We start from the raw sequence: 22,211 nt of genomic DNA, 5'->3' as shown, positions 1-22,211 counted from the left end.
CTGGTCTCAGGGCCATCCTCATCGCCAACCACGGCGAGGGTTTTTCAACACAATCCGATCCATTCTGGAATGATCTGAATGTCCTAGATGAGGCGCATCCCGCCTGTCTACTCTGTTTCTACTGAGCCGACAGGCTGTTTAGGGGGGGTAAACGGAATGTCGGTTATGGGGGAACAATAACTGACAGCAGCTATTCCCAGAACTTGCGTCCATGATGGCTACCGACCAGGACACGCTGCTCGCCGAGGAGGGCACCAACGACAGTTTTCGCGAAGATCTATCGCTCAGGGCATTTAACGGGCACCAGCGGCCAAGGCGGGACGCTGCCACGTTTGGCGACGCTAGCTTGAAACGAGGTGAGGCCATAGTATCCTCTTATGGGAATGCGAGAAAATCACGCGATCGAAATCAGCAGGGACAATCCAGCGCTCGGCAATCTAACCCTGTTCTGGCGGACCGCCGAATATTCGGCCTAGGACGGCTTGGTGACGGCCGCTTTCCCGCATGGCCGCGGCGAGCGAATGGCGAACAAAATTGTCAGCCGGCTCGGCGCCCAGGCGCTCGGGTTCGCGAAGCCAAAGGGACATGTCGAGCACGACCTTTTCGGCGACGTAACGCTTAAGCTCTCCGAGGAAGGAGGCGCACGAGTTTCTCGTGGACGATTACATTCCGCAAAAATATCTGGACGCCATTGAAGGCTTTTCGGTCGCGGACTTCGATGGCATGGAGGATCTCACGGTCTCCGCAACCAAGGTGATCGACGAGGACGGCTTTCGCCTAGATTATTATTTTGATGTGGGTGCGCTGATCTGGACGGTGGAGATTGACGAGGTCGGAGCAGCTATTACGTGCGATCCTCGGTCAACTCTCTTATGAGGTGGCTAAGGGGGATGCATAGTCAGATTTCCAAACTGGTGTGACAGTGCGCGTGAGGATGTGGGGCCGCATGCGCTGCAAGTGATATCCGCATGCGCCGCAGATACGGCGAACGGATGCGTCGCAGTCGCCGCAATCGTTTCGGAACATTATGCCGCCGAAGAGCAGGTCGTTCGCATCCTGCGCCGGCTCGGTCGCCCGAAGGCAGCAGCATTCATCGAAAACAAGCTGCCGACAACTAAGTCGATCCGGTCCGGCGATCTCGGGGAGATCCTCGCGACCGAATATATCACCGGCGAAACGCCCTATGATGTGCCGATCAAACGCCTGCGGTGGAAGGATCATCGCAACATGGCGATGCGCGGTGACGACGTGATCGGCCTAATGCGCGATCAAGCGACTGGGCGACTTCATTTTCTTAAAACCGAGGCGAAGAGCCGTGCGGCTTTGGCGGGCGGGGTCGTCACAGAGGCGCGGGAGGGGCTAGACAAGGAGGGTGGCTTGCCCTCCGCACATGCTCTCGAGTTCATCTCCGCACGATTGATGGAGGCTGGCGAAGACGCGCTAGCCGATGCGATCGACGACGCGTTGTTGAAGCATGGTATTGCCCCGCAGACCGTCACACACCTCCTCTTTACATTCTCCGGAAACGATCCTGGCAATATCCTGCGTACGAACTTACAAGGCTAGGCAGCGATGTGGTGCAGGCATTCGACCAACTTGCTGGTTGGCCTACGGCCGAGACGAAGGTGCTGTGGAAGGAGTTTGTCGCTGGTTTCGTCCCCGTCGAGAAGCGGACCTGGTCCGAGCGCCGCTATTGGGCGTAGGTGAAATGGTGTGAGGGCATCGTACCTGCTGCTGGTTCGGCATTGCGTCTCAAGGTGCTCGATGGCCAGCGGCTCGTTGCTGCGCCCGATGGAAGCGTGATGGGCGAACTGCAGGCGGTATTGAACCCAAATCACCGTGGACTCTTGCGAACGCAGGTGAGCGCCGAGGCGAACAAGGTCGACATCACGTATTATGGACCTGACGATCTTTGGTTGGCGTGATTGACTTCAATTAATGTGATGACCCGACCACGCATTATAGGCCGATCGTCAGCGGACCGAACATAAGGGAAGAGAAATGGCCGAGAAGCGCGCGGTGTCGTCGACAATTTATGTCGGGCGACCTGATCTAATCGAGCTTGGGGACGACGTCGACTACGAAGAGATCGACGAGGCGTTGGGTGCCGCCGCTGCGTCGGCTACGGAGATCACCATCCTCGGCGGATTCTACAGCGTCGGTCCGCTGGTTTCGCTTTGCTGCAAGGTGAAAAAGTCGAAACGGAAGACTTGCCGTATCAAGATCGCAGTCGGCCTCGAGGCCTCGGCGATGATTCCGCGGACGTGGCAAGACATGCGACAGCTGCGTCGAGACCTGCTCGACAGTGGATTCCGCGACGTCACCGTGGCGATCGTCGATCGCGCGCCGGTGCACTTCCACACAAAACTATTCCGGTTTCTCCATACGACCCGGCCGGTTTGGTTCGTCGGGTCTGCCAATCCAGGTAGCGAGCGGCACGAGCTAATGATCCGGCTGTCGGGTCGACACGAGGCCCTGTCGGACTACGTGGCCGCCGTGTTCAACAAGGCAGTTGACGTAAAGGAGAAGCCGCCGGCCATCGAAATCGGTACGTTGCGTGACTTCTTCCTCGCCGGAATGCTCTGCCACAAGCCACCGGTGCAGCGGCTCTTCACGTTTGATGCCTTCAACTTCGATGTGCATCAGCGCGAGGTTTTGGCTACGGCCTTGGCAGGCAGTTCAGGGGTGAACCATGCGAGCCCGAAGACGCAGGGCTTCGGCTTCAACCTTCGCAGTCCGCTCACCTTCGAAGGCGAGGACCCGCTTGCGGCGGAATCGCCGAAGGGACGTATCCAGTTCCGGCCATACTCGGTGGACACGGCCTTAGGTTGGTGGATGCCACAATTCTTTGCGCAGGAGATTAAAGGCAAGGTCCGCAATGACGAGGAGGCTAGGGAACGACGTCTCGCAGAGATCGGAGACGCGCTGCGCTCCACTCAAGGCGAAGCGACCGTGCGAACCGCCTTCCAGTCCCACATCGACTCGATGGAAGAGTTCCTCAATAAGCACCAGATCGAGGCCCGCTCGGTTACCGGCCGCGATCTCAAGTTCGAACGCTTCCTCGCGTCGCGGGTGAAGGCGCTCAGCGACCCCGAGACGATTCGGCGCCATGCCCGCTCACTCACGTTCGCCAGCATGCCTGACATCTGGACCGACGGCAGCGCGGTCAAGGAGTTCGAGAGCTCGTTCTTCGAGGATGTCGCGTATCGGGCCGCGGGCACAAACCAGCACCGTGTCGTGAAGTCGATCCTCTTTCGGCTCGACGATGAGTCGCTGACGACAGGGGAGGACCTCGCTGAGGCATTCAAGGCATCTATCGCCGAAGACCACTGGGCCGACAGCGACTGGGAAGAGTAGTGCTCCGCCAGTCTGAACAACCGGAGCGCTTCGCAGATGCGGATCTGGGTGGGCCAGCCATAAACTTCGTTCTACAGAAAGACTATTTCTTGGTGGAAACCCGCTTCGTCGAGATTGATCCACCAAGCCTTCGGCGCGCATGGTGAGATTCGAACCTCGACAGGGTAGAATGCAGGCTCAAGTTTGCTTCCCGCCTTTGCCGGCAGAGCGTCGGATGATTCATGTCGGCTTTCGGGAACTTTTCAAACCGCCTGTATGACCGACATGGAGGCGAAACCGGTAGGTCCGTTTAGCGCGTAGCCAGCAGACAGACTGCTTTCGCCTCATTTCGGTCATAAGCGGCGTCGTTTGGGCTTCCGGAAAGCGGACGGTCTGCAATAGCTCTCGTTACCGGTCACTATCCTCCTCCAAACTGCTGATTGCTGCATGTGCAGCTGATCAGGAGGACATATCATGGAAAAGAAAACTCGTTTTCCATCGCCTACGTTAAAAGCGTCCGTGCCTTGGAACGCAGGAAAAATGGTTGGCGCCAAGAGGGCGCTCAAAGAAAAGCACGTCTGGGCTATTCGGTTCTGGCTGGGGAGCGAACAGCGTGTCAGAGACAAGGCTTTGTTTGATCTTGCTCTCGATAGTAAGCTCAGAGGCTGTGATCTTGTCAGCCTTCGTATTGGCGACATCGTGACCAGCGGTCAGGTACGTCACCGAGCCATGGTCGTTCAGCAGAAAACTCGGCGACCTGTACAGTTCGAAATTACAGAAACAGCCCGGGAAAGCGTGCGAACCTGGCTGGAACACCGAGGTGGCGGCCTGAATGAATATGTTTTTCCCAGTGGCCTAAGCCCCAAAGCTCATCTGAGCACAAGGCAATACGCCCGGCTTCTGGATCAATGGGTTCAGGCGGTGGGACTTATCCCCGGGGAATATGGAACTCATTCGCTCCGCCGGACTAAGGTGGCCATGATATACAAACGAACCGGTAATATCCGGGCGGTGCAGATTCTGCTGGGTCATTCAAAACTGGATAGTACGGTCCGATACCTTGGGGTGGACGTCGAGGACGCGCTGGCACTGTCGGAAGCCACTGACCTCTGAAATCGAATAGGCATCAGGAATTCTCTACCTCCTCCTTCTGTGTACATGGTATGATGACACACAAGGAGGAGATCATGAGCGAGCATCTCTCAGATAACGCGCCAATCCCACAGAAAATCGGTGTTCGGGAGTTCCGGGGAAATCTGACAGCGTATCTGCGTCAGGTCAGACAGGGCAGTACGATCCTCGTGACGTCTCACGACCAGGTTGTCGCTGAACTACGTCCGCCGGCTCCTTCCTATCGCCCCCGTCGTCAGCCGGGAGCTCTTCGCGGGCGGATCAGAATGAGCGAAGATTTTGATCAGACACCGCCGGACATTCTTGAAAGTATGGACTGCGACCTGTGAAGGTTCTGCTCGATACGCATGCCTTGCTGTGGTGGCTCTCAGACTCCGACCGACTGGGCGAGACTGCACGGGAGATCATTGCAGATCCGGCCCACGATATTCTGGTGAGTATTGTGTCCTTATGGGAGATTGCGATCAAAATCCGTATTGGAAAGCTGGATGCGGATATAAACGATATTCTGACAGCCATTCCTGCGGAAGGCTTCTCTCTGCTGCAAATACAGCCCGAACACCTGCAGATCCTTATGTCTTTGCCCCTGCATCATCGTGATCCGTTTGACCATCTCCTGATGGCACAGGCGCAAGCTGAACACGCCACATTCCTTTCAGAAGACGGGCAAATGGATCACTACCCCATTAAGAGAATACGCTGTTCATGAATGCAGAAACCGCAAGATCGGTCGGGCGGTCTTTGCAGCCACATGTCTAGATACTGTCGCCACGATGGAGCCGATAGTGACGCCAGCACTCCAAACCTACCATGCCAGAATGAAGCGGGCGCTCGATCATATCGACCGGCATCTCGACGATCAGCTGAACCTCGAAGCATTAAGTAAGGTCGCAGCGTTCTCGAAGTTTCATTTCCACCGGCAGTTCACGGCGACCTTCGGACTGTCAGTTCATCGTTACATTCAGCTTAACCGAATGAAGTGCGCTTCGTTCCGGTTGGCTTATCGTGACGATCAGAGCGTCACGCAGATCGCGATGGATGCCGGTTACGACGCCCCCGATGCTTTTGCCCGCGCTTTTCGCCAACGGTTCGGACAGTCGCCGTCGTCGTTCCGAAAATCTCCTGATTGGGAGCCGTGGCTTGCGGCCTTCGGGCCCCTCATCAATGCGAGGAACAAGCTCATGCAACAGATTTTCAATACCAGTGATGTGACCATTAGAGAGGTGTCACCCATTCGGGTGGCGATCATGGAGCATCTTGGGCCTCCCGCCACGATCGGGACGACTATTCAGCGGTTCATCAGATGGCGAAAAACGGTAGGGCTTGTGCCGCGGAATAGCGAGACGTTCAACATATTCCGTTGTGACCCGCGGGCTACAAGCCCGAGCGATTACAGACTGGATTTATGCGTTGGGACTGAACGGGTCTTCGAAGCAGGCAATGAGGGCATTATGTCCAGCACCATTCCAGGCGGGAGGTGCGCCGTCTTGCGGGTCGTAGGTAATACCGACGATCTGGAAAACGCGACTCTCTATCTTTACCGCGACTGGCTTCCGCAAAGCGGGGAGGAAGCCCGCGACTTCCCCCTCTACTGCCAGCGCATCACATTCTTTCCAGAGGTGCCCGAGCACGAAGCGATCGCAGACCTCTTTCTGCCGCTCAGATAGAGGTTCTGGAATGGCCGCCTGTACCTCCCAGGCGATAAGCGGTTTGACGCGCAAAATCCCTGTCGGTTTAACCGAAATGGAGCACACAGGCTGTAATCGCCTTCTTTTACGACGTATAGAGAGATTTTGAATCTTTTAGCAAGCCGACATCGTGAAGCTCCCGATCAGCATGACAATTTCTTTTTATAATAAAATATTTCTCCCCAACCAAACCATCCTCCATGAAATAAATATTATCTATCAGTTTCCAAAGAAAGACTCACGATTGATTCTCCATCAATGTATGTAGAAATAACCCTCATCTTAATTTTCTCTTTTGGAGTTATCTCAAGTGTGGATATTTGTTCATGAAAAGAAAAATTCCACTCACTTACCTTCTTTGTTATAGTAGATATACTATTTTCAATAACTACTTGGTAATCAACATTTTTAATATATTCGGCAGACTTACCTTTTTCTTTGGCGGATTTTTTTTCTTTCTTCGATTCTATCGTTAAGAAGCATAAAAAATGCCTTTATCGCGTCTGTTTTCATCTCAATTATCCTCGCAATTATTACTGTTATGAAAACTCTGTCGTCACAATCGATAGACGGTGAGTTACGCTTCTAGCATAGACTAAGAACATTCGTATTCAAGTGAAAACAAGTATTTATCCAATCATTGGTGCGTAAAAACATTCTGTTAGGAAACGATATTTTGGAAACAGAATGTTTATGCCGGTGACAATGGTTATCTCCAATATGGAGTGTTGCCGAAAATGCATGGTTATTCATCAATTGCGGACATTCTCCTTTCCCCCATCGCGGTCAAAGCGCACTATTTTTGTAGCATCACTTCCACCATTCTGTGCCGCCTTGCCTTATGGCGCTTTCATTACGGCATCACGCGTTCCAGAAGTGACCAGAATGCTGGGCTATGATTTTATGCTTCTTCAGATGGCACCGTTCATCTAGGATAACGTAATCAATAAAATCACGCAGGGCTTTGTCGTCCGAGACAGCCTGCTGCATGGTGTAGGAGTGGATGATCTTGCCAAAGCGACTGAGGGTCTCGCTGCCCTTGAGCATCAGCGTTTTGGAAAAGGTGATGAAGGCCGCATTGAGCAAGGCGTGTTTGGTGTACATGAATTTCCCATAAATTTTCTCTTCATGGAGTGATGACACCGTCATGACGGTGTCACTCGGGCGTCATTTCTATTGCACTTCCTGCGCTCCCCGAGAGGCGGGAATGACAGCGTCATGACATCAGTCGGGAAGGTGTCACGCATCCAGTGACACTGTCCGGAACTGCCATCTCTGCCGTCATGAGGGGTGTCATGCAAAGTGTCATTGGGGTCATGATTCCTGAAAAACGGTAGGAAGCAGCCATTTTTCCTTTTCCCTGCGTGTCCTGGCTTTTGCGTGTGTGAGGGCACGCTACCTCAATTTCATATGCATGCTGCGCAAGGATATGAAATCGCTACGTTTTTTTTGTTCTATCGCGGCATTTTTGCGACGCAAAAATTAAAGCCGCTCTTTTTCTCCGCTTCCAGTGCTCTTGCACCTGCGGTGCGCCCTGATGACGGGGTGTGAAGGTGTCATTTTTCGGGGTGGGCGTTGTGAGGCGCATGACCCCAAATTCCCCAGAGGATTTTGTTCCCTGTATCGTTGGGAGTGAGGATTAGGGTGGGGCGTCTCGTTCCTTCAAAACGTGAACGAGAGAAAACAATGTCCGATCGTACTACGATTTTGTCCGCCACCGAGGGGGACCTCATGCAACTTGTTGCCCTGCACAGGCTGCTTGATTTTACTGTCAGTGAGGCTCTTGCCGGTAACGTGGATGACAGTGTCCTAGAGGGGGCGGTCATCCTGACGAGTATGGTTGGACGCAAGGTCAGGCTGGTTGCCAACAGGGTGCTGGGTGGTGATGTCGCTTCCTGTGATGACTGAAGCCCATGCTGCGAATGAGTGGTACGACCGCTACAGCTTAACTTTCCCTTTTTTATAATACACGCATGTTCTCAGAATGCTCGCTGAGCAATGGGGAACGTGCGTCCACCTTACAGGCACTTCAAATGACACCCTCTTTACCCAACAATGATCGTTTTAATAATGCTCTTCCAGTCTGGATGTTCGCTGGTTTTTCCGCCCGAACGACATTGAGCGTTACGCACAGCTTTCTCATGATCTGCTGGTCACGCCGACGCCGCAGATGCTGGCGTTCTGTGATGGAGGCCCCGAACTAATCGACCGATATAACCGCGACAAGGCATTATGGCGCGCCTTTCGTCAGCGTGTGGCAGCGTATCACCGGGATCTCCCCGCCTGGCAGGAGCAGGTGCGCGTCAATAACTACCGGATCGGCTCCATTGTTGAACTGGCTGTTTATCGGCGCTTGCTGCAAGAACAGGAAAGTGGCCTCAATATCATGGTTCAGCCACCCATTCGGGAGTTGGGAAACAGAGGGTTTGCGGACTTCGGTCTGTATTTCAAAGGGCACTCCAGAGTCTACATTGAGGTCGCTGGGACCGTTACGAATACCGGGCAGTCGGTCTCTGAAAATGCTGAGAAATTCCGTGTTGGCATTGAGGAACGTCTGATGCGCTATATGGGGGCCGCACCTGTAGAGGTGATCCATATTGATGAAGTCTGCGATGTGTCCACGCAGACAGAGCGGGTTCGTCAGGCTATTGAACGAGCAAAAAATTCATAATTTATTTTTATGTGGGAATGAATTTCTGAAAGAAAAAGGGAACATTAGCGGCTAGAGTTTATCCGGTGACACGGGCCAGCCTATGACGGCTGGCCCGTGTCACCGGAGGGTCAGAGTTTGTTCTAAATTTCGATTCTTCGATGAGGTGTTTCACGGCACCCGATAATCGCGAAAAAAACTCGTAATCTATTGAGAAATAAAAATAAAAAAATGAGAAATTTTGATCACTTTTTCGTGGCATATGAAATTGAGGTAGCGTGCCCTTCGGCAGCCCCAAAGTCCGGTGTGCAATAGTGGCGTCATACGCTCCAAACAGCGGGGAAAGCCAATGACGGACAATCAGGATTTCGTGGAAAAGCAGGTTGCCGCGAATGACAATCTGACGCCGGGAGGTGTCGAAAAAGTTGCTCAAGCAGCGGTCTTTGCAGTTGCCAGTCTTATCGGGCGAAGAATGGCACGGGAGTATTTCGCCTCTTGCCGGGCGGCCAACGACAACTGCTCTTCATCTGATAATGCACAGAAAATCAAGGAAATTATAGAAGGAGACTGTTAGAATGACACGTGTAGTTCATTACGCTCGATACTCCACTGACAAACAGAGTGCGAGCTCAATCGAAGATCAGTTCCGACTTTGCTAGGAACACGCGATGCGTGAGAAGTGGGCGATGGTCGGTAGTTATCATGATGCCGCTATCTCTGGTTCAGGGATGGCTTTAAGGCCTGGCATTCAGGCCCTCCTGCGCGATGCGCAGGCGGGAGTGTTCGATGTTGTACTGGCTGAGGCGCTGGATCGTATTTTGCGTGATCAGGCGGACGTTGCGACACTATTCAAGCGTCTTTCCTTCGAAGGTATCGCCATCATCACTTTGGCGGAGGGCGAGATCAACGAACTCCATGTTGGTCTCAAGGGAACGATGAATGCTTTATACATCAAAACTATTGCCCGGAACACACACCGTGGGCTTTTGGGGCGGGTGACGAAGGGTAAGTCTGGAGGAGGCCTGTGTTACGGCTACCGCGTGATAAAGAAGATTGATGCGAATTGCCTGCCAATCCGAGGCGATCGGGAGGTTATAACCGAGGAATCTGAAGTCATTTGTCGCATTTTTCGAGCTTTCGCGGCAGGACAAAGCCTCCGGTCTATTCTAGTGGAATTAAATAGGGAGAGGGTTTCTGGTCCGATGGGCCGTGCCTGGAGTGACACGACCATCGGGGGGCATGTGTCGCGTGGAACCGGGATCCTGAATAACGAATTATATGCGGGAGTACTGGTGTGGAATCGGCAACGTTTCATCAAGGACCCGATTACCGAAAAACGCGTTTCCAGGCCCAATCCAGAACACCTGTGGATCAGGACTGAAGTGCCGGAACTCAGGATAGTCCCTGACGATCTGTGGCAAGCCGTGCAGGCGCGCCAGAAGAAGATTGCTGCCAAAGTCGGTCCGTGCCCTGCTAATACGTGGGAAGGAAGAGCCCGACGGCTGCATCTGGCAAACCGGCCGATGTCGCTCCTGTCAGGGCTGCTCTCATGCGGGTGTTGCGGTGGAAAGATTGGGATCATTGTAAATGGCCGGTTTGGGTGTTTGAATCACTCTCGCCGAGGTATCTGCGATAATAACCGGACGATCGTGCGTGAGAAAGCCGAGGCAGTTCAGGCTTTTGCAGATGAGATAAAGCGTCTTAACCAAACTTGGCGTGTGCGGAGTGCTGCTGATCGCAAGGAACTGAGCAAGGTCGAGCGAGTCATTGCCGGAATCATGGCGGCAATCGAGGACGGGATGTATCAGTCTTCGATGAAAACACGACTGGTCAGCCTTGAGGGGCAGAAGGCGGACATAGTGGCTCGCCTGGGTGAAGCCCCGCCGGATGTTCCCAATGTGCATCCGGATATTGCCAGTAACTATCGGCGGAACGTCGAGCGGTTCACCGAGGCGCTGGACGATCCGGACGGCGGAAAGGAAGCAACCGAAGCTTTACGCTCCCTTATCGGAGGGATTGTTTTCACCCCAGGCGAGAAGCGGGGAGAAGTTCATATTACATTAGACGGCGAGCTGATGGGTATTCTCGACGTTGCAAATGACGTTGGTAACAAAAAGGAAAGTCGGCTTATGACAGCAGGGAAAGCAGGCCCCCGCAACCATGAATATGTGTCCGCAAAGACAAAAAGCCACCCGAGAGAGTGGCTTTTTTGCGTTGGTCGGTTCAAATCGAGGGACTCCACCCGTAATCAACTACTTTATTGGCACACTCCCGTTCCATATGTAGGGAGTTGCCAGTAAACCAGAAGAAAAATCTGTTGGATCTAAGTACGAATTCATTGAATAATATAGACTATTTGCGACGGTATTGCGGATGCATAGAGTAATTTTAAAATCTTGATTTGAGGTCGGTAGAAGAAAAGACGCGCTATGCTCGATACTTTTCCCTATTTCAATCCCATTGACAAGGCATTTCACTGTACCTGAAATGTTTGGTAAGACCAAGTAGAGGGTTTTCTCATAGAGTCTGTTAAAATTAGGTAGATGTAGAGTATAAATCCCTACGCCAGAAAAGTGTTGAAAGCCTTGTTGTTCCCAACTGCACTCAGTACTGATAGGAAACGGGCTACTTTCTGGATCAGATTGAAAGAGCCAGCCTGTTAGCATCTTTTTATAAAAGGGGGGAGGACAGGGTTCCTCCTTTATTACGGAACAATGGGCTTCTGTCATTGTGACAGATAATTCGAAAGTTGAAAGCTGGCGGGGCCTCAGCGAAAGGGAGAATGTCGTATTCGCGGGGATAAAAACGGGTGACATCGTCACTGCCGTATCGCATCGCCACTCCAGAAGAATTCGGTCCTGCGGTACGGAGGAAAGTCTGGCGGTTCTTTCCTGATCCGAGTCATTAAAGACAGCTATGCGTAGCAGGGAGGGGGTCAACCTCTGTAATGTAATCCTTTGAGGTTGGCCTTCGATTGACAGGAGAGGTGGAGGGAGGGTGTCTTGAATAAGACGAGCAATTTCCGAAGTTGTAATAACCGGCCCTTCGATCCAGCGCGTTCTGTCATTTCGGGAAGTTGTGACGGCTTTGCCTGATCTGAGCAGGCGTCCCCCCGTACGGGAGAACTGTTCAAGGATCGAGAGAGTTTGAGGATCACGGACGACGGTGACGTCTGGTAGAATGAGTGTATCGAACTGGCCTGAAACCAGATGCAGCCAGCCATTGCAGACGGCTTCCTCACTGATCTGCTTTTCGTCAATAATGGTATATCCGACGCCTGCATCCGTCAGTGCCTCGGCCCACAAGCCGAAATGAGCTGCGCAGTCTGGGGTACTGCTGCCTTCTCTGAGATCCTCCAGAGGATAGAACAGGGCTACGGATCGTACTGGCACGCCATCTTCCAGAAAAGCAGAGAGACGTGCGAGTTCTTCCAGAACGTCCGGTGCGTCGTCCCACCAGGGCTGGAGGTTGAAGCCGGGAGGGAAGTCGAAACGGGGGTCTGACTGGTGAGCGGGGTTCGGATGAATCGCGTCTGGCAGGAAGAGGGCATGGAGTAGAACGCGGCGTGCGCCCTGAAGGATATGACGAATCATCTGGGCGCGTAGGCGAGAAAGTGAAAGGTCCCATTGTCCGTACAGTGATGGCCGACCCACTTCCCGTCCGGTAGAATATTGTTCGACCGTGCAACGCGTGCGGCCATGCGCACGGGCAAGAGAGTCTCCTAATATGGCGGAAAGCTGGGAATTGTAGTCAGCAGCATCCGTGACACTCTGGGTTTTGAAGGTGTCGATATCAAAATAGTCTCCGCCTGGAGCGACGCGTGCATCAATACCACCCAGCCCTCCAAGCAGATTCCAGCCCCCCACATGTGGCAGGAGTTCATGGCCAGTAAGGCCAATGTCATGTGTATCGCACCAGTGTCTCAATGTACCGAAAAAAGCATGATTCATCTGCCGGGCGTAGGTTTCAAATAGATATGCGCGACGGGATGCGGCCTGTGGGTCGGTGCCATAAATCGCGTCCAAAAGGACAACACCGTTGATACCAGCGTCAATCAGGCTGTCGTCCCAGAGGAGGGAATTGTGGATTGCGTCGGGTCCGGACCCTGAATTCTGGCCGTTCCATGTGTAGAAACCGGCATAAGGATGGTCGAAGAAAAATGCCTCGGCTTTGGGAAAGGCCTCTCGCAATGGGGCGTAGACGCGGTTGGAAAAGCGTTCCGCCGTTTCCGGCAGGAGGTAATTGACCAGCCGGGATGTCAGGCATGTGGCAGCTACGAAGAGGGCAATGGGGCTTCCGTCCGGGAGATCCGGGGCAGTGATCTGTACGGTGCAACCGCTGTCGCCTGTTTCAAGAAATCTGATCTGGGAAGGCTGAAGAAGTGTCCGGGACGATATGACGCCACCGGCGACGATCTGCCACAAGCCCCATTGGGCCTTGCCGCCCTCATATGTCCAGCGTCTTGCGGCCGGTCCGAGAAAATCCAGAAACGTGGCATTGATGTCTGAAATCTGAAGTGTGGCCTGCCCGTTCTGGAGGGTTCCGGAAGTCCAGAACAGGTGTCGTTCGCGGAGATGATCGGCGCCCTGGACAGTAAGGCCACCTCCATGCCCCGACATCCAGCCATATTCATCGTAGATCTCAACGCTGAGTCCGTGTTCCTCTGCCAGATCCGAGACGAGGCGGCATAGGGCCAGATAGTTCTGAGAAAGATAGTCTGACAATGGCATGGCAAGTCGGGCCTGCACGAGAATGCAGCCCAGCCCGGCGCGTTTCATGTCCGCGACGGCTTCGCGGCACATCTGAGGCGTGGGCAGATGATGCCAGAACCAGAAAGCCGCAGTCCGGAAACGGTTTTCGGGTGTCTGGAACCAGTCAGGCAATGCCGGGGTGTTCACGCCGCAGTCAGTGGGGTGAGGTAAAGATCGAGCCGTTGTCCACATCGCGTGCCGGACAGGTCTATGTTCGGGTTCTGTGTGGCGGGGAGGGGGGTGCCATCCAGGCGGCTTTCCACGATCCGCGCGGCATATGTCGGACCGGGGGTCAGGACTCTCTGCTGGCCTTCATGGGCGTGGATGCGACAGCTCATGAGCCCTTCGCTGATGGTGAGTTCTGTCAGGCGGCCTGTTCCCGTCCAGGAGAGGATCTCTTCCTGTCCACGGGAGAGCGTCATGCGGCCGTTCGTAACAGCCATGATGACCTGCCCGATTGGTGTGTGGATCGGGCCAAGTGTGACGTCCGCTCCTGTATTATGCAGCTCCCAGCCTGCCCACGGGTTAATGTCCATAACGTCTGCAACGCCCAGCATTGGCAGCATCGCACCCCAGGAATAGAACAGATCCGTATCCGGTTGGTCGTTTGCCTCTCCTGTTGTCGCGGAGTAGTTTTCTGCGGCGATCCTGCGTTCCGTCCATGACTGGTTGAACAGCGCCATACTGCGTTCGGCGAGCAGGGATGCTTCGGCGACAAAACCGTAGCGCCGCAGACCATGCCACACAAAATAGTTCACATTTGGCCAGATACGGCCCCGCCAGTAGACGTTATCTGCAAAAGCAGGATCATCCCGGCTGACATTGGGGATCATAAACGGGCCGTTGAAGCAGGCCGGATCAGAGAAATGTCCGATCAGGGACTGTGCCTGTTCAGGTGTTGCGGCACCGCAGATCAGCGGGAAGAAGCTTGTGGGGCCGACACTGCGGACGAAACCGCCATGGCGTTGGCGATTGGCAAAAATGCTGCGTTCATGATCCCACAGATGTTCCCGGATTTTGCTACGGGTATCGTTTGCCAGTGCATTGAAAGTCTGTGCGTCTTCAGTGCGTCCCAGCTCCCGCGCAATATGAGCCAGACATTCCGCATCAAGCGCCAGAGAGCAGTTCAGTCCGACATCGAGCAATGACAGCGTGCGTGTTTCGGGGTTGTAGAGCGCTTCGTCATGGGTTGGCGAATTGTCCATCCCCGTCTCGTTACGGGCTCCGAAGTGGGTGCCTTTGTACAAAGCTTCTCCGACATCGGATGTTCCGCATGAGACAAGTCCCATACCGTCGGGATCACGTTCCTGTCGCCACCACATGTGATTGCGGGATAATGCCTCGTAATGACATTCGAGGAATGATCTTTCGCGCTGGCGCAGATAGATCATCCACGTCATGAAGGCGCCGTTCGGAGCCTGTGTCCGGTCCACCCAGGTATCGTTCGATGTGGCAAGGCAGGCGAAATTGCCTTGAGGCGTTGCGCTTGCCGTGGCCACCGCCATGTTTTCTCGCGCAGCCTGCCCATCAATGAGGGCGCTCATCAGTGCGGAGTATGTCTGATCATTGTACCAGACTGCGAATGTCCCCAGATTCCAGATCCGGCTGAAAGTGGTATAAGGGCGCCGATTGATGCCGTCATACAGGGTGTTCCAGGCCATGACATCCCGAACGGCATCCAAGGCCCCGGTGTGACGTCCGGTCTGAGCGGGAAGCACAGGTTCTTTCTCAAGAGTGCCCTCAAGTACCGCCCGGGCTTTCGCGACGGCCAGTTCTTCGTTGTCCGCAACGGCTGCGGCGAAGCGCCCTCTGCGCATCATTTCCAGATTGAAACGCAATGCGATGACGGGGGCGGATGTGCCTCTGCTGGCTGTATGGAAATAGCCGTTATCGTCGAAATCTTTTGCGACGGCTTCCAGAGACTCATGAGCCGTGACCTGCACGGGGGCTATGTCGCCTATCAGGGCCACATACCGGTAGCCCAGCCGGATGACGGCGGCTTCCCCGTTATAGGTCACTGTGGTGCCACACTCGGAAGACAGACACAGTGTCAGCCAGTATCGTAGTCCCCATTCCGCGAGGACTTTTCCCTCCCATGTCCCCAGCAGGCAATAGGGATCATCTTTCTCATAGCGGAATGCGATTTCCGTTCCGCCATGCCGGGTTTCGAACTCCACCAGCCTTCCGTCCATGTCATGACGGCCGAACAGAAGATCCTTTCCCGGTGGGAGCAGCGTCGCGCGGCGCTGGCTGGTGGAATAGAGCAGGGGCGTCACATGAACGCCCAGTGGCAGGAACGTCATCGCCGCCGGGCGGTCGGACCAGGTGTTCCATGCGCGGGCCGGGGGCACGGTGCTTTCAACAATCATGATGGATCCAGTTCGCTGCTATGGTCAGGGCGATGTCCGGGTTTTCTTGCGCCACTGCGTCTGTTGGCGTCGTCAAGGATCTGTGTCAGTCGGATTTCGTCCAATTCAAGACCGAATGACCAGCAGAGCGTGTCGTAAACGCCAAGGAAGGAACGGCGGCAGGGAGCAAGCCGCGTTTCGGTCTCGGCGATGCTCTGACCCGTCACATCGGCAAGCCATGTGACCAGATCGTCCTGCACGCCCGGGACTTCCAGCGCCTGTCCGGGCGGAGTGTGCAGGGTGAGCCATCGCGCTGCGGTGGCATCACCCGTGACGTGAAGCGGAGCCGAGAGGCGGATATCGCGGGATGATGTCCCGATTTCGACGTGAACCGTTCCGGCGGGGACGGTCCAGTCCTCGCGCACGGTATCGAAATAGGCGAGATCGCGGCGGCTCAGCGTCATGTCCACGACGCGGCTCTCTCCTGGTTCCAGATAAACCGTCGCAAACCCTTTCAGGGCCCGGAGCGGATGGTGGGGGAGCGCCCGGTTTGGGGCGGCTGGACTGCGCCCGAGGTAAAGCTGACAGACTTCCCAACCGGCCCGCGCGCCGGTGTTGGACAGTGTGAAGCGGACGGTCACGTCATCCGCAGCGGTCGTCAGTTCCAGTGCATCGTAGGTGAAGGACGTGTAGGACAGTCCGTGGCCGAACGGGAAAAGCGGCTGTATGTGGCGGATGTCGAAAAACCGGTATCCGACGAAAATGCCTTCCCGATACAGGTGCGTTCCCTGTTCACCAGGATAGCCCAGAAAGGCAGGGCAGTCTTCCAGTCGCACGGGCCATGTGACGGATGTTTTGCCGGAAGGATTGGCATGCCCGAGCAGGATATCGGCAATGGCCTGTCCCAGCCCGGCCCCTGCATAGCCTGCCGAGAGGATGGCCTGCACGTTGTCGGCCCATGGCAGAACGACGGCGTCCGGATGGGGCAGAACCACTACGATCCTGTCATGGATCTTCGTCAGTTCGGCAATCAGGCGATCGTGCGCCGGGCAGAGATTCAGATCGGGCCGGTCGGCGTTTTCGCCGCTGACGCAGGGTGCGGTGGAGGCGAAGACGATGACGGTTTCGGCCGTGCGCGCTGCGGCAAGGGCTGCGTCCTGACGGTGTGCGTCATGGTCGCCATTCGCGCTCCAGCCGGGCTCCCAGTGGATGGAGACGCCTTCCGGTGCCGTCGCTTTCAGGCAGTCCAGCGGAATATCGCATCGTATGGGGCGGACGGCGGCGCTTCCGGCTCCCTGAATTTCGGGCGAGACCGCGCCTGTACCGATGACCAGCAGGCGTTTGCCGGATTTTGGGGCAAGCGGCAGGATATCGTTCTTGTTGCTCAGCAGGACACAGGCGCGGGAGGCGGCCTTGCGGGCAAGATCATGATGGGCCGTGAAGTCCGGGCGGGAAACGGGCAGTCTGTGCTGGGCATCCACGATCCGCAGGGTGAGGGCCGCGATATGGGTGCAGGCTTCGTCCAGCGTAGTCTCGGGCACGTTTCCGTTCAGGACGGCGTTTTCAAGCCGTCGCCTGCGGGCGGCATTGAACGGCATGTCCAGATCGTTCCCGGCCTTCAGCGCAGCGGGCAGATCCTGAATTCCGTGCCAGTCGGACATGATCGCGCCGTCATAGTGCCATCGTCCGCGCAGGATCCCGCGCAGGAGCCACGGGTTCTGGGAGGTCTGGACTCCGTTAAGCCGGTTGTAGGACGTCATGACCGTCCACGGGTTACTCCGGGCAATCGCGCGCTCGAAACCCAGAAAATACAGTTCGTGCAGCGCGCGGGGCTCGACGACGGAATCCATGCTGATGCGCTCAACTTCGGAATTGTTGCATGCAAAATGCTTGAGAGATGCTCCTACGGCCTTGTCCTGAAGACCCCGGATGACGCCGGCTGCCATTTCTCCCGTCAGGATCGGGTCTTCGCTGAAATACTCGAACCCCCGACCCGCCAGCGGCGAGCGTCGCAGGTTGATGCCCGGCCCGAGCAGGATCTGCGCGCCCGCAGCCCGGCATTCGATCGCCAGCGCTTCCCCGATCTCATGGGCCAGCGCGATGTCCCAGCTATTGGCCAGAACCGACAGCGCTGGAAAGCATGTTGCCGGCACGCTTTTGCCGAGCAGGACATTGCTGTCCCGGTTTTCCGGATCGTCCGTTGTATCAACGGCATCGAGGAACGCCCCGAGATCGGCGTTCTGCGCGTCCGCGGAAATCTGGTCCGGCACGACGCGCAGGCCGTTGGACCCATCGACCATTAGCAGGGAGGGCAGCCCCAGACGAGGTACGCCTGTCGTGCGCCACAGGCCGTTGCCACAGACGAGGTCGAGTTTTTCCGAAATCGTCATCTGCGCGACGATCGTGGCAGCCTCCCTGTCGAATGCGTGCGTCATGTCAGATGCTCTGGGGTTCAACGAGGGTCTCCGGCTGGAGGATGCGCGTCATCTCGGCCTCGGAAGGGTAAAGCAGGATAATCAAGACAGAGAGCAGGGCGACACAGGCCGGCACGCCCAGAAAGCCGAATGTGATGAAGGCGCGGGCGGTGTGGGTCTGGGCGGCGGCATGGGGAACATAACCACCCCAGTCCAGAATAGCTGCGGAGAGCGAGCCGCCGACGGCCCAGGCGACTTTTCCCGCGAAACTGTTCACGGAATAGGCCATTCCGGACGCCCGAACGCCTGTAACGGCCGTGCCGTAATCAATGGAATCCGCGACCATCGCGTAGAAAACAGGCAGGGTCATACCCTGAAAGAAGCAGATCATGCCGAAGACGGCGACCAGATAGATGGCATTATTCGGGCCATACGCAAACAGCGCCAGACCCACGGCAGACAGTATGTAGGGCAGGACAATCGTCAGCTTCTGTCCGACGCGTCGTGCAAGCCAAGGCGAGCACGTCACGCCCAGAACCTTGCTGGCGCCCATCATCGAGATGAGCAGTCCTCCGAAATACTGCGGGCGATGCAGGACTTCCGTCGCGTAATAGAGCGACAGGCCGTAGAACGCCGTCAGGTTGATGTAGAACAGGCTCAGCACGATCGTGACAATCACCCAGGCCCGGTTACGGAACAGGGAGCCGAGCAGAACCCGGATCGGGCTGTCATTCGCTTCCAGATCATAGCGCTCGCGGCAGGTGAAGAAGGGAATGAGCGCCAGCCCTCCGCCCACGGCACCTGCAACGGCCATCGCCAGCGGATATCCCAGTTTCTCGTTGCCCCCCCCAAACAGGTGCACCATTGGCAAAATGGACGATCCGACCAGAAACGTCGCAAGCGTTGCGCCCATCATGCGGAAAGTGGACAGGGAGAGGCGGTCCTCCCGGTTGCGGGTCATTACATTGGGCAATAACCCGTAAGGCACGATGACAAGCGAAAAGAGTACGCCCATCACAAGATAGGTGGCATAGGCCCAGGCGAGGCGTCCGCCTGCCCCAAGTGGCAGGGGCAGGAAGCAGCAGAATGTCAGGAAGCCGAGCGGTAGCGAAAACCATTTCAGATAGGGCCGGACGCGCCCTCCGAACAGGATGCGATGGTCGATCAGATATCCGATGACCGGGTCCACCACGCTGTCGACCACACGTGCCAGAAGCATCAGCAGGGCGACGGAAGACGCGGAAATACCGTAAACATTGGTGTAATAATAGATGAGATAGGCCCCGGTAATTCCGAACAGGGCATTCCCTGCCAGATCGCCGAAGCCGAAGCTCATCCGCTCCCACAGGGCAGGGCGCTGGTTGTTCGTCGTACCGTTCATGCAGCCATCCGGTTGGGGGCGTGACTGCCTTTCCATCCATCCGGAAAGGCAGTCCTGGGAGGATGTCCGATCCGGACAGGGTTACGTCAGAAGTCTGCCTTCACTCCACCGAAGAACTGGCGGGGCGCGCCCACGACCAGCGACTGGTAATCGCCCGAAAGCGGATTGCCGCCGTCGTCGCCCGTCATGATCAGGTAGCGCGACCCTGTCAGGTTGGTGACGTTAAACGATGCCGTCAGATTTTCCAGACGTCCGATGCGGCCGAAATTGTAGCGTGCTCCGAAATTGACCAGCCAGTAGGACGGGAGTGACGTGTCGTTCGTATAGCTGAACGGGCGGCTGCTGGTGTAGAGCGCATCAATATTGAAGCTGGCTTTCTTGTAAGTGTATTCCGCCGTCGCTTTGTACATCAGGTCCGGATAGTTCACGACGTGCTTGCCTTTTGTGGCGTAGGTCGTGCCCTGCTGGGTGATGTTGTTGTCGTATGTCGAGTGGTTGTAGCTGATCGAGTTGAAGATCGAGAGGCCATGCAGCGGTCGCAGGGTCAGGCCTGCATCCACGCCGTTCATCGTTACGCCGCCGAGGTTCAGCACCGTCGTCTGCGGGTTGGTCTGACTGCCCTGAACCAGCGCGCCCAGCCGGTTCGAGAAGTTCACGCGGTAGGCGCTGACCGAGAAGTCCACACGGCGCTGTGTGAAGCGGTAGCCGACTGAATAGGCCCAACTGGTCTCGGGTTTGACGGAACTGCGTGACAGGTCGAAGGCCTCCTGCGAGACGGCAAACGGTGAGGCCGAAAGGTGGTAACCGCTTTGCGGGTAGGCGCGCATGTTCTTGGCGATATCGAAATACAGTTCATGATGCGTCAGGAAGTGCCAGTCCCCGCTGAAATGCGGCAGGAACGCCCCGAATGTCGTCAGGCCCACGCCGCCGGCAAGGGCATTGGTGCCGGTATAGGGCTCGTAATTTCCGGTCTGCCCGACACGGGTCGTGCTCAGCATGGACTTGAAGCCCGCATGGAGCGAAAGGTTTTTGACCGGGCGCCAGGTGTCCTCGATATAGGTCTGCATCGTGTTGGTATTGTAGGTCTGGCCCCAGAGCTTGGCGAAGGGATCGGACCATTTTCGGAACGGATTGGGCGTCAGCGTCTGCCCGTCCGCAAGGAGCGGGTCATTATAGGCATACATGTTCGAGACGTATTTATTGTTTTCGTACCAGATGCCGCCATGAATTTCGTGCTTGCCGATATCATACGTCATGCTCGATGTGAGGCCGAAGCGCTGGATATCGGGCTGCTTGACGATTTCGGACAGGGGCGCGCCGTTCGCCGAGGCCATCCAGGGGTCCGACCACTGGGTATTGGCCTTCTGGTTATGGCCGTACACAACGGAATCCCATCGCAGGTGATCCGCCAGCTTCAGATGAAAATTCAGCCCGCCCAGCAGATCGCGTGAGGCTGTCGTTCCGGCATAGTAGGATACATCCTTCGGGTCACTGGTTGTATCTTCGCCGTGCGAATAGATGCCCTGCGCGGCATTATAGGCCAGTCGATAGTTCGGATAATAGTTGGAGATGCCGTAGCCCAGCTTCTGGACCGTCTCCAGTGTTTCGGACTGATAGTTGAACTGTTGGACATCCGCCCAGTCAAACAGGAGCGAGACGCTGCTTTCATTATGGATCGGCTGCACCAGCTTCAGGTTGGCCTGCTGGAAGAACTGGGTGCCGTATCCTTTCCACAGTTTTGTGTCATTCCGCATGTAGGACACGTAGAACTTGGTTCCGGTGGGGTTCAGCTTGCCGCTGTCGATGCGGATGAAGGCATGCGTGGTGGCGTTGCTGCCACCGGTCGCGGCAAGGGTGCCGCCGAATTTGTCCTTGGGATCAGACGACGAAATCATGATGGCGCCGCCGAGCACGTTGGTGCTGGGCATGTCCACGGCACCGGCGCCCTGCGACATCTCCATATGGCCGACGTTCTCGGACGACAGTGCGGCGACGGCGTTCAGGCCGTTATAGTTGCGATAGACGGACTCACCGAGGGGAATGCCGTCCAGTGAAAAACCGATCTGGTTCTGTGAGAACCCGTGGATATAGAGTTTGACGCCCCCCGTATCGACGCCCTGCGCATCATCCGACTGGAACAGCACGCCCGGCACGTTCTGCAATGCCTTCATGACGGAGGTTCCGGCAACGGCGTTCGTAAAGACGTGTTGGGAGATGACCGTCTGCGCACCATGCGAAACGCGTCGCCCCTGGACCTGCAGGAGTTCGGGCTGCACAGGGCGGGGAGTAGCAGCATGCCGTGCGGCAGGCGTTCTGGACGCAGGAGCTGTATGAAGGGGAAGCGGAGGCATCTTTCCCTTGCGGGCATGCTGTGATTTCTCTGCCGCCCATCCGTATGAGGGAATGACGGCCAGCACTGTGGAAAGCAGAGCCAGGTGACGTAACGCGAGTTTGTTCTGGGGGACGATACGCATTGAGATCAATCCTTGCCCTCACACGGGTCTAACGGGTG

General features: G+C 56.0%; 16 protein-coding genes and 1 pseudogene. 11 read left to right on the top strand and 6 right to left on the bottom strand.

Annotated elements, in window-relative coordinates; translation table 11 throughout:
- Nucleotides 1-654: 654 nt before the first annotated feature.
- The 7 genes from ABF859_RS02065 to ABF859_RS02035 all read left to right on the top strand — a co-directional run bounded on the left by ABF859_RS02065 (nucleotide 655) and on the right by ABF859_RS02035 (nucleotide 6,134).
- A complete protein-coding gene (locus tag ABF859_RS02065; RefSeq protein WP_415525625.1) occupies nucleotides 655-876 on the top strand; it encodes a hypothetical protein in 222 nt (73 codons plus the stop codon).
- Nucleotides 877-936: 60 nt separating this feature from the next.
- Nucleotides 937-1,566: a Hachiman antiphage defense system protein HamA gene (locus ABF859_RS02060; RefSeq protein WP_415525623.1), complete on the top strand. Its 630-nt coding sequence runs from the start codon at nucleotides 937-939 to the stop codon at nucleotides 1,564-1,566.
- A 435-nt stretch (nucleotides 1,567-2,001) separates the two neighbouring features.
- The gene (locus ABF859_RS02055) at nucleotides 2,002-3,357 is read left to right on the top strand and encodes a hypothetical protein (RefSeq protein ID WP_415525621.1); all 1,356 of its coding nucleotides are present in this window, start codon (nucleotides 2,002-2,004) and stop codon (nucleotides 3,355-3,357) included.
- Between the two features lie 453 nt (nucleotides 3,358-3,810).
- Nucleotides 3,811-4,449 (top strand): tyrosine-type recombinase/integrase, encoded by a 639-nt coding sequence (locus ABF859_RS02050; protein ID WP_415525619.1) that lies wholly within the window; start codon nucleotides 3,811-3,813, stop codon nucleotides 4,447-4,449.
- 50 nt (nucleotides 4,450-4,499) lie between these two features.
- Nucleotides 4,500-4,796, top strand: a complete 297-nt coding sequence (locus ABF859_RS02045; protein WP_415525617.1) for a type II toxin-antitoxin system Phd/YefM family antitoxin — start codon at nucleotides 4,500-4,502, stop codon at nucleotides 4,794-4,796.
- The gene (locus ABF859_RS02040) at nucleotides 4,793-5,176 is read left to right on the top strand and encodes a type II toxin-antitoxin system VapC family toxin (protein WP_415525615.1); all 384 of its coding nucleotides are present in this window, start codon (nucleotides 4,793-4,795) and stop codon (nucleotides 5,174-5,176) included. Before ABF859_RS02045 ends, ABF859_RS02040 begins: the two co-directional genes overlap by 4 nt.
- 76 nt (nucleotides 5,177-5,252) lie before the next feature.
- On the top strand, nucleotides 5,253-6,134 hold the full coding sequence (locus ABF859_RS02035) for an AraC family transcriptional regulator (RefSeq protein WP_415525613.1): 882 nt from the start codon (nucleotides 5,253-5,255) through the stop codon (nucleotides 6,132-6,134).
- Nucleotides 6,135-7,016: 882 nt separating this feature from the next.
- Here ABF859_RS02035 and ABF859_RS02030 read toward each other — a convergent pair.
- Nucleotides 7,017-7,253, bottom strand: a pseudogene (locus tag ABF859_RS02030) (hypothetical protein); the annotation flags it as partial.
- A 588-nt stretch (nucleotides 7,254-7,841) separates the two neighbouring features.
- Between ABF859_RS02030 and ABF859_RS02025 the strand changes: the two are divergent.
- From ABF859_RS02025 to ABF859_RS02010, 4 genes are all read left to right on the top strand, one after another.
- Entirely contained in the window at nucleotides 7,842-8,063 is a 222-nt protein-coding gene (locus tag ABF859_RS02025; protein ID WP_415525611.1) for a hypothetical protein, read from the top strand.
- Nucleotides 8,064-8,325: 262 nt separating this feature from the next.
- Nucleotides 8,326-8,826: a hypothetical protein gene (locus ABF859_RS02020; protein WP_415525609.1), complete on the top strand. Its 501-nt coding sequence runs from the start codon at nucleotides 8,326-8,328 to the stop codon at nucleotides 8,824-8,826.
- Nucleotides 8,827-9,154: 328 nt separating this feature from the next.
- Nucleotides 9,155-9,379, top strand: a complete 225-nt coding sequence (locus tag ABF859_RS02015) for a hypothetical protein (protein WP_415525607.1) — start codon at nucleotides 9,155-9,157, stop codon at nucleotides 9,377-9,379.
- 94 nt (nucleotides 9,380-9,473) lie between these two features.
- Nucleotides 9,474-11,105: a recombinase family protein gene (locus ABF859_RS02010; protein ID WP_415525605.1), complete on the top strand. Its 1,632-nt coding sequence runs from the start codon at nucleotides 9,474-9,476 to the stop codon at nucleotides 11,103-11,105.
- Here ABF859_RS02010 and ABF859_RS02005 read toward each other — a convergent pair.
- From ABF859_RS02005 to ABF859_RS01985, 5 genes are all read right to left on the bottom strand, one after another.
- The gene (locus ABF859_RS02005; protein ID WP_415525603.1) at nucleotides 11,058-13,703 is read right to left on the bottom strand and encodes a hypothetical protein; all 2,646 of its coding nucleotides are present in this window, start codon (nucleotides 13,701-13,703) and stop codon (nucleotides 11,058-11,060) included. The two genes, ABF859_RS02010 and ABF859_RS02005, sit on opposite strands and share 48 nt — an antisense overlap.
- Nucleotides 13,700-15,925: an MGH1-like glycoside hydrolase domain-containing protein gene (locus ABF859_RS02000; RefSeq protein WP_415525601.1), complete on the bottom strand. Its 2,226-nt coding sequence runs from the start codon at nucleotides 15,923-15,925 to the stop codon at nucleotides 13,700-13,702. The genes ABF859_RS02005 and ABF859_RS02000 overlap by 4 nt, the downstream gene beginning before the upstream one ends.
- Complete coding sequence (locus ABF859_RS01995) at nucleotides 15,922-18,339, bottom strand: beta-glucosidase family protein (RefSeq protein WP_415525599.1); 2,418 nt, start codon at nucleotides 18,337-18,339, stop codon at nucleotides 15,922-15,924. The genes ABF859_RS02000 and ABF859_RS01995 overlap by 4 nt, the downstream gene beginning before the upstream one ends.
- Nucleotide 18,340: 1 nt before the next feature.
- On the bottom strand, nucleotides 18,341-19,699 hold the full coding sequence (locus ABF859_RS01990) for an MFS transporter (protein ID WP_415525597.1): 1,359 nt from the start codon (nucleotides 19,697-19,699) through the stop codon (nucleotides 18,341-18,343).
- Nucleotides 19,700-19,785: 86 nt separating this feature from the next.
- Nucleotides 19,786-22,173: a TonB-dependent receptor gene (locus tag ABF859_RS01985; RefSeq protein WP_415525595.1), complete on the bottom strand. Its 2,388-nt coding sequence runs from the start codon at nucleotides 22,171-22,173 to the stop codon at nucleotides 19,786-19,788.
- Between the last annotated feature and the right edge of the window lie 38 nt (nucleotides 22,174-22,211).

It is taken from the genome of Gluconobacter sp. (genome assembly GCF_047722525.1).
GTDB lineage: Bacteria > Pseudomonadota > Alphaproteobacteria > Acetobacterales > Acetobacteraceae > Gluconobacter.
Note: the sequence above shows the minus strand (reverse complement) of the source record. Positions and strands in the feature narration are given on the sequence as shown.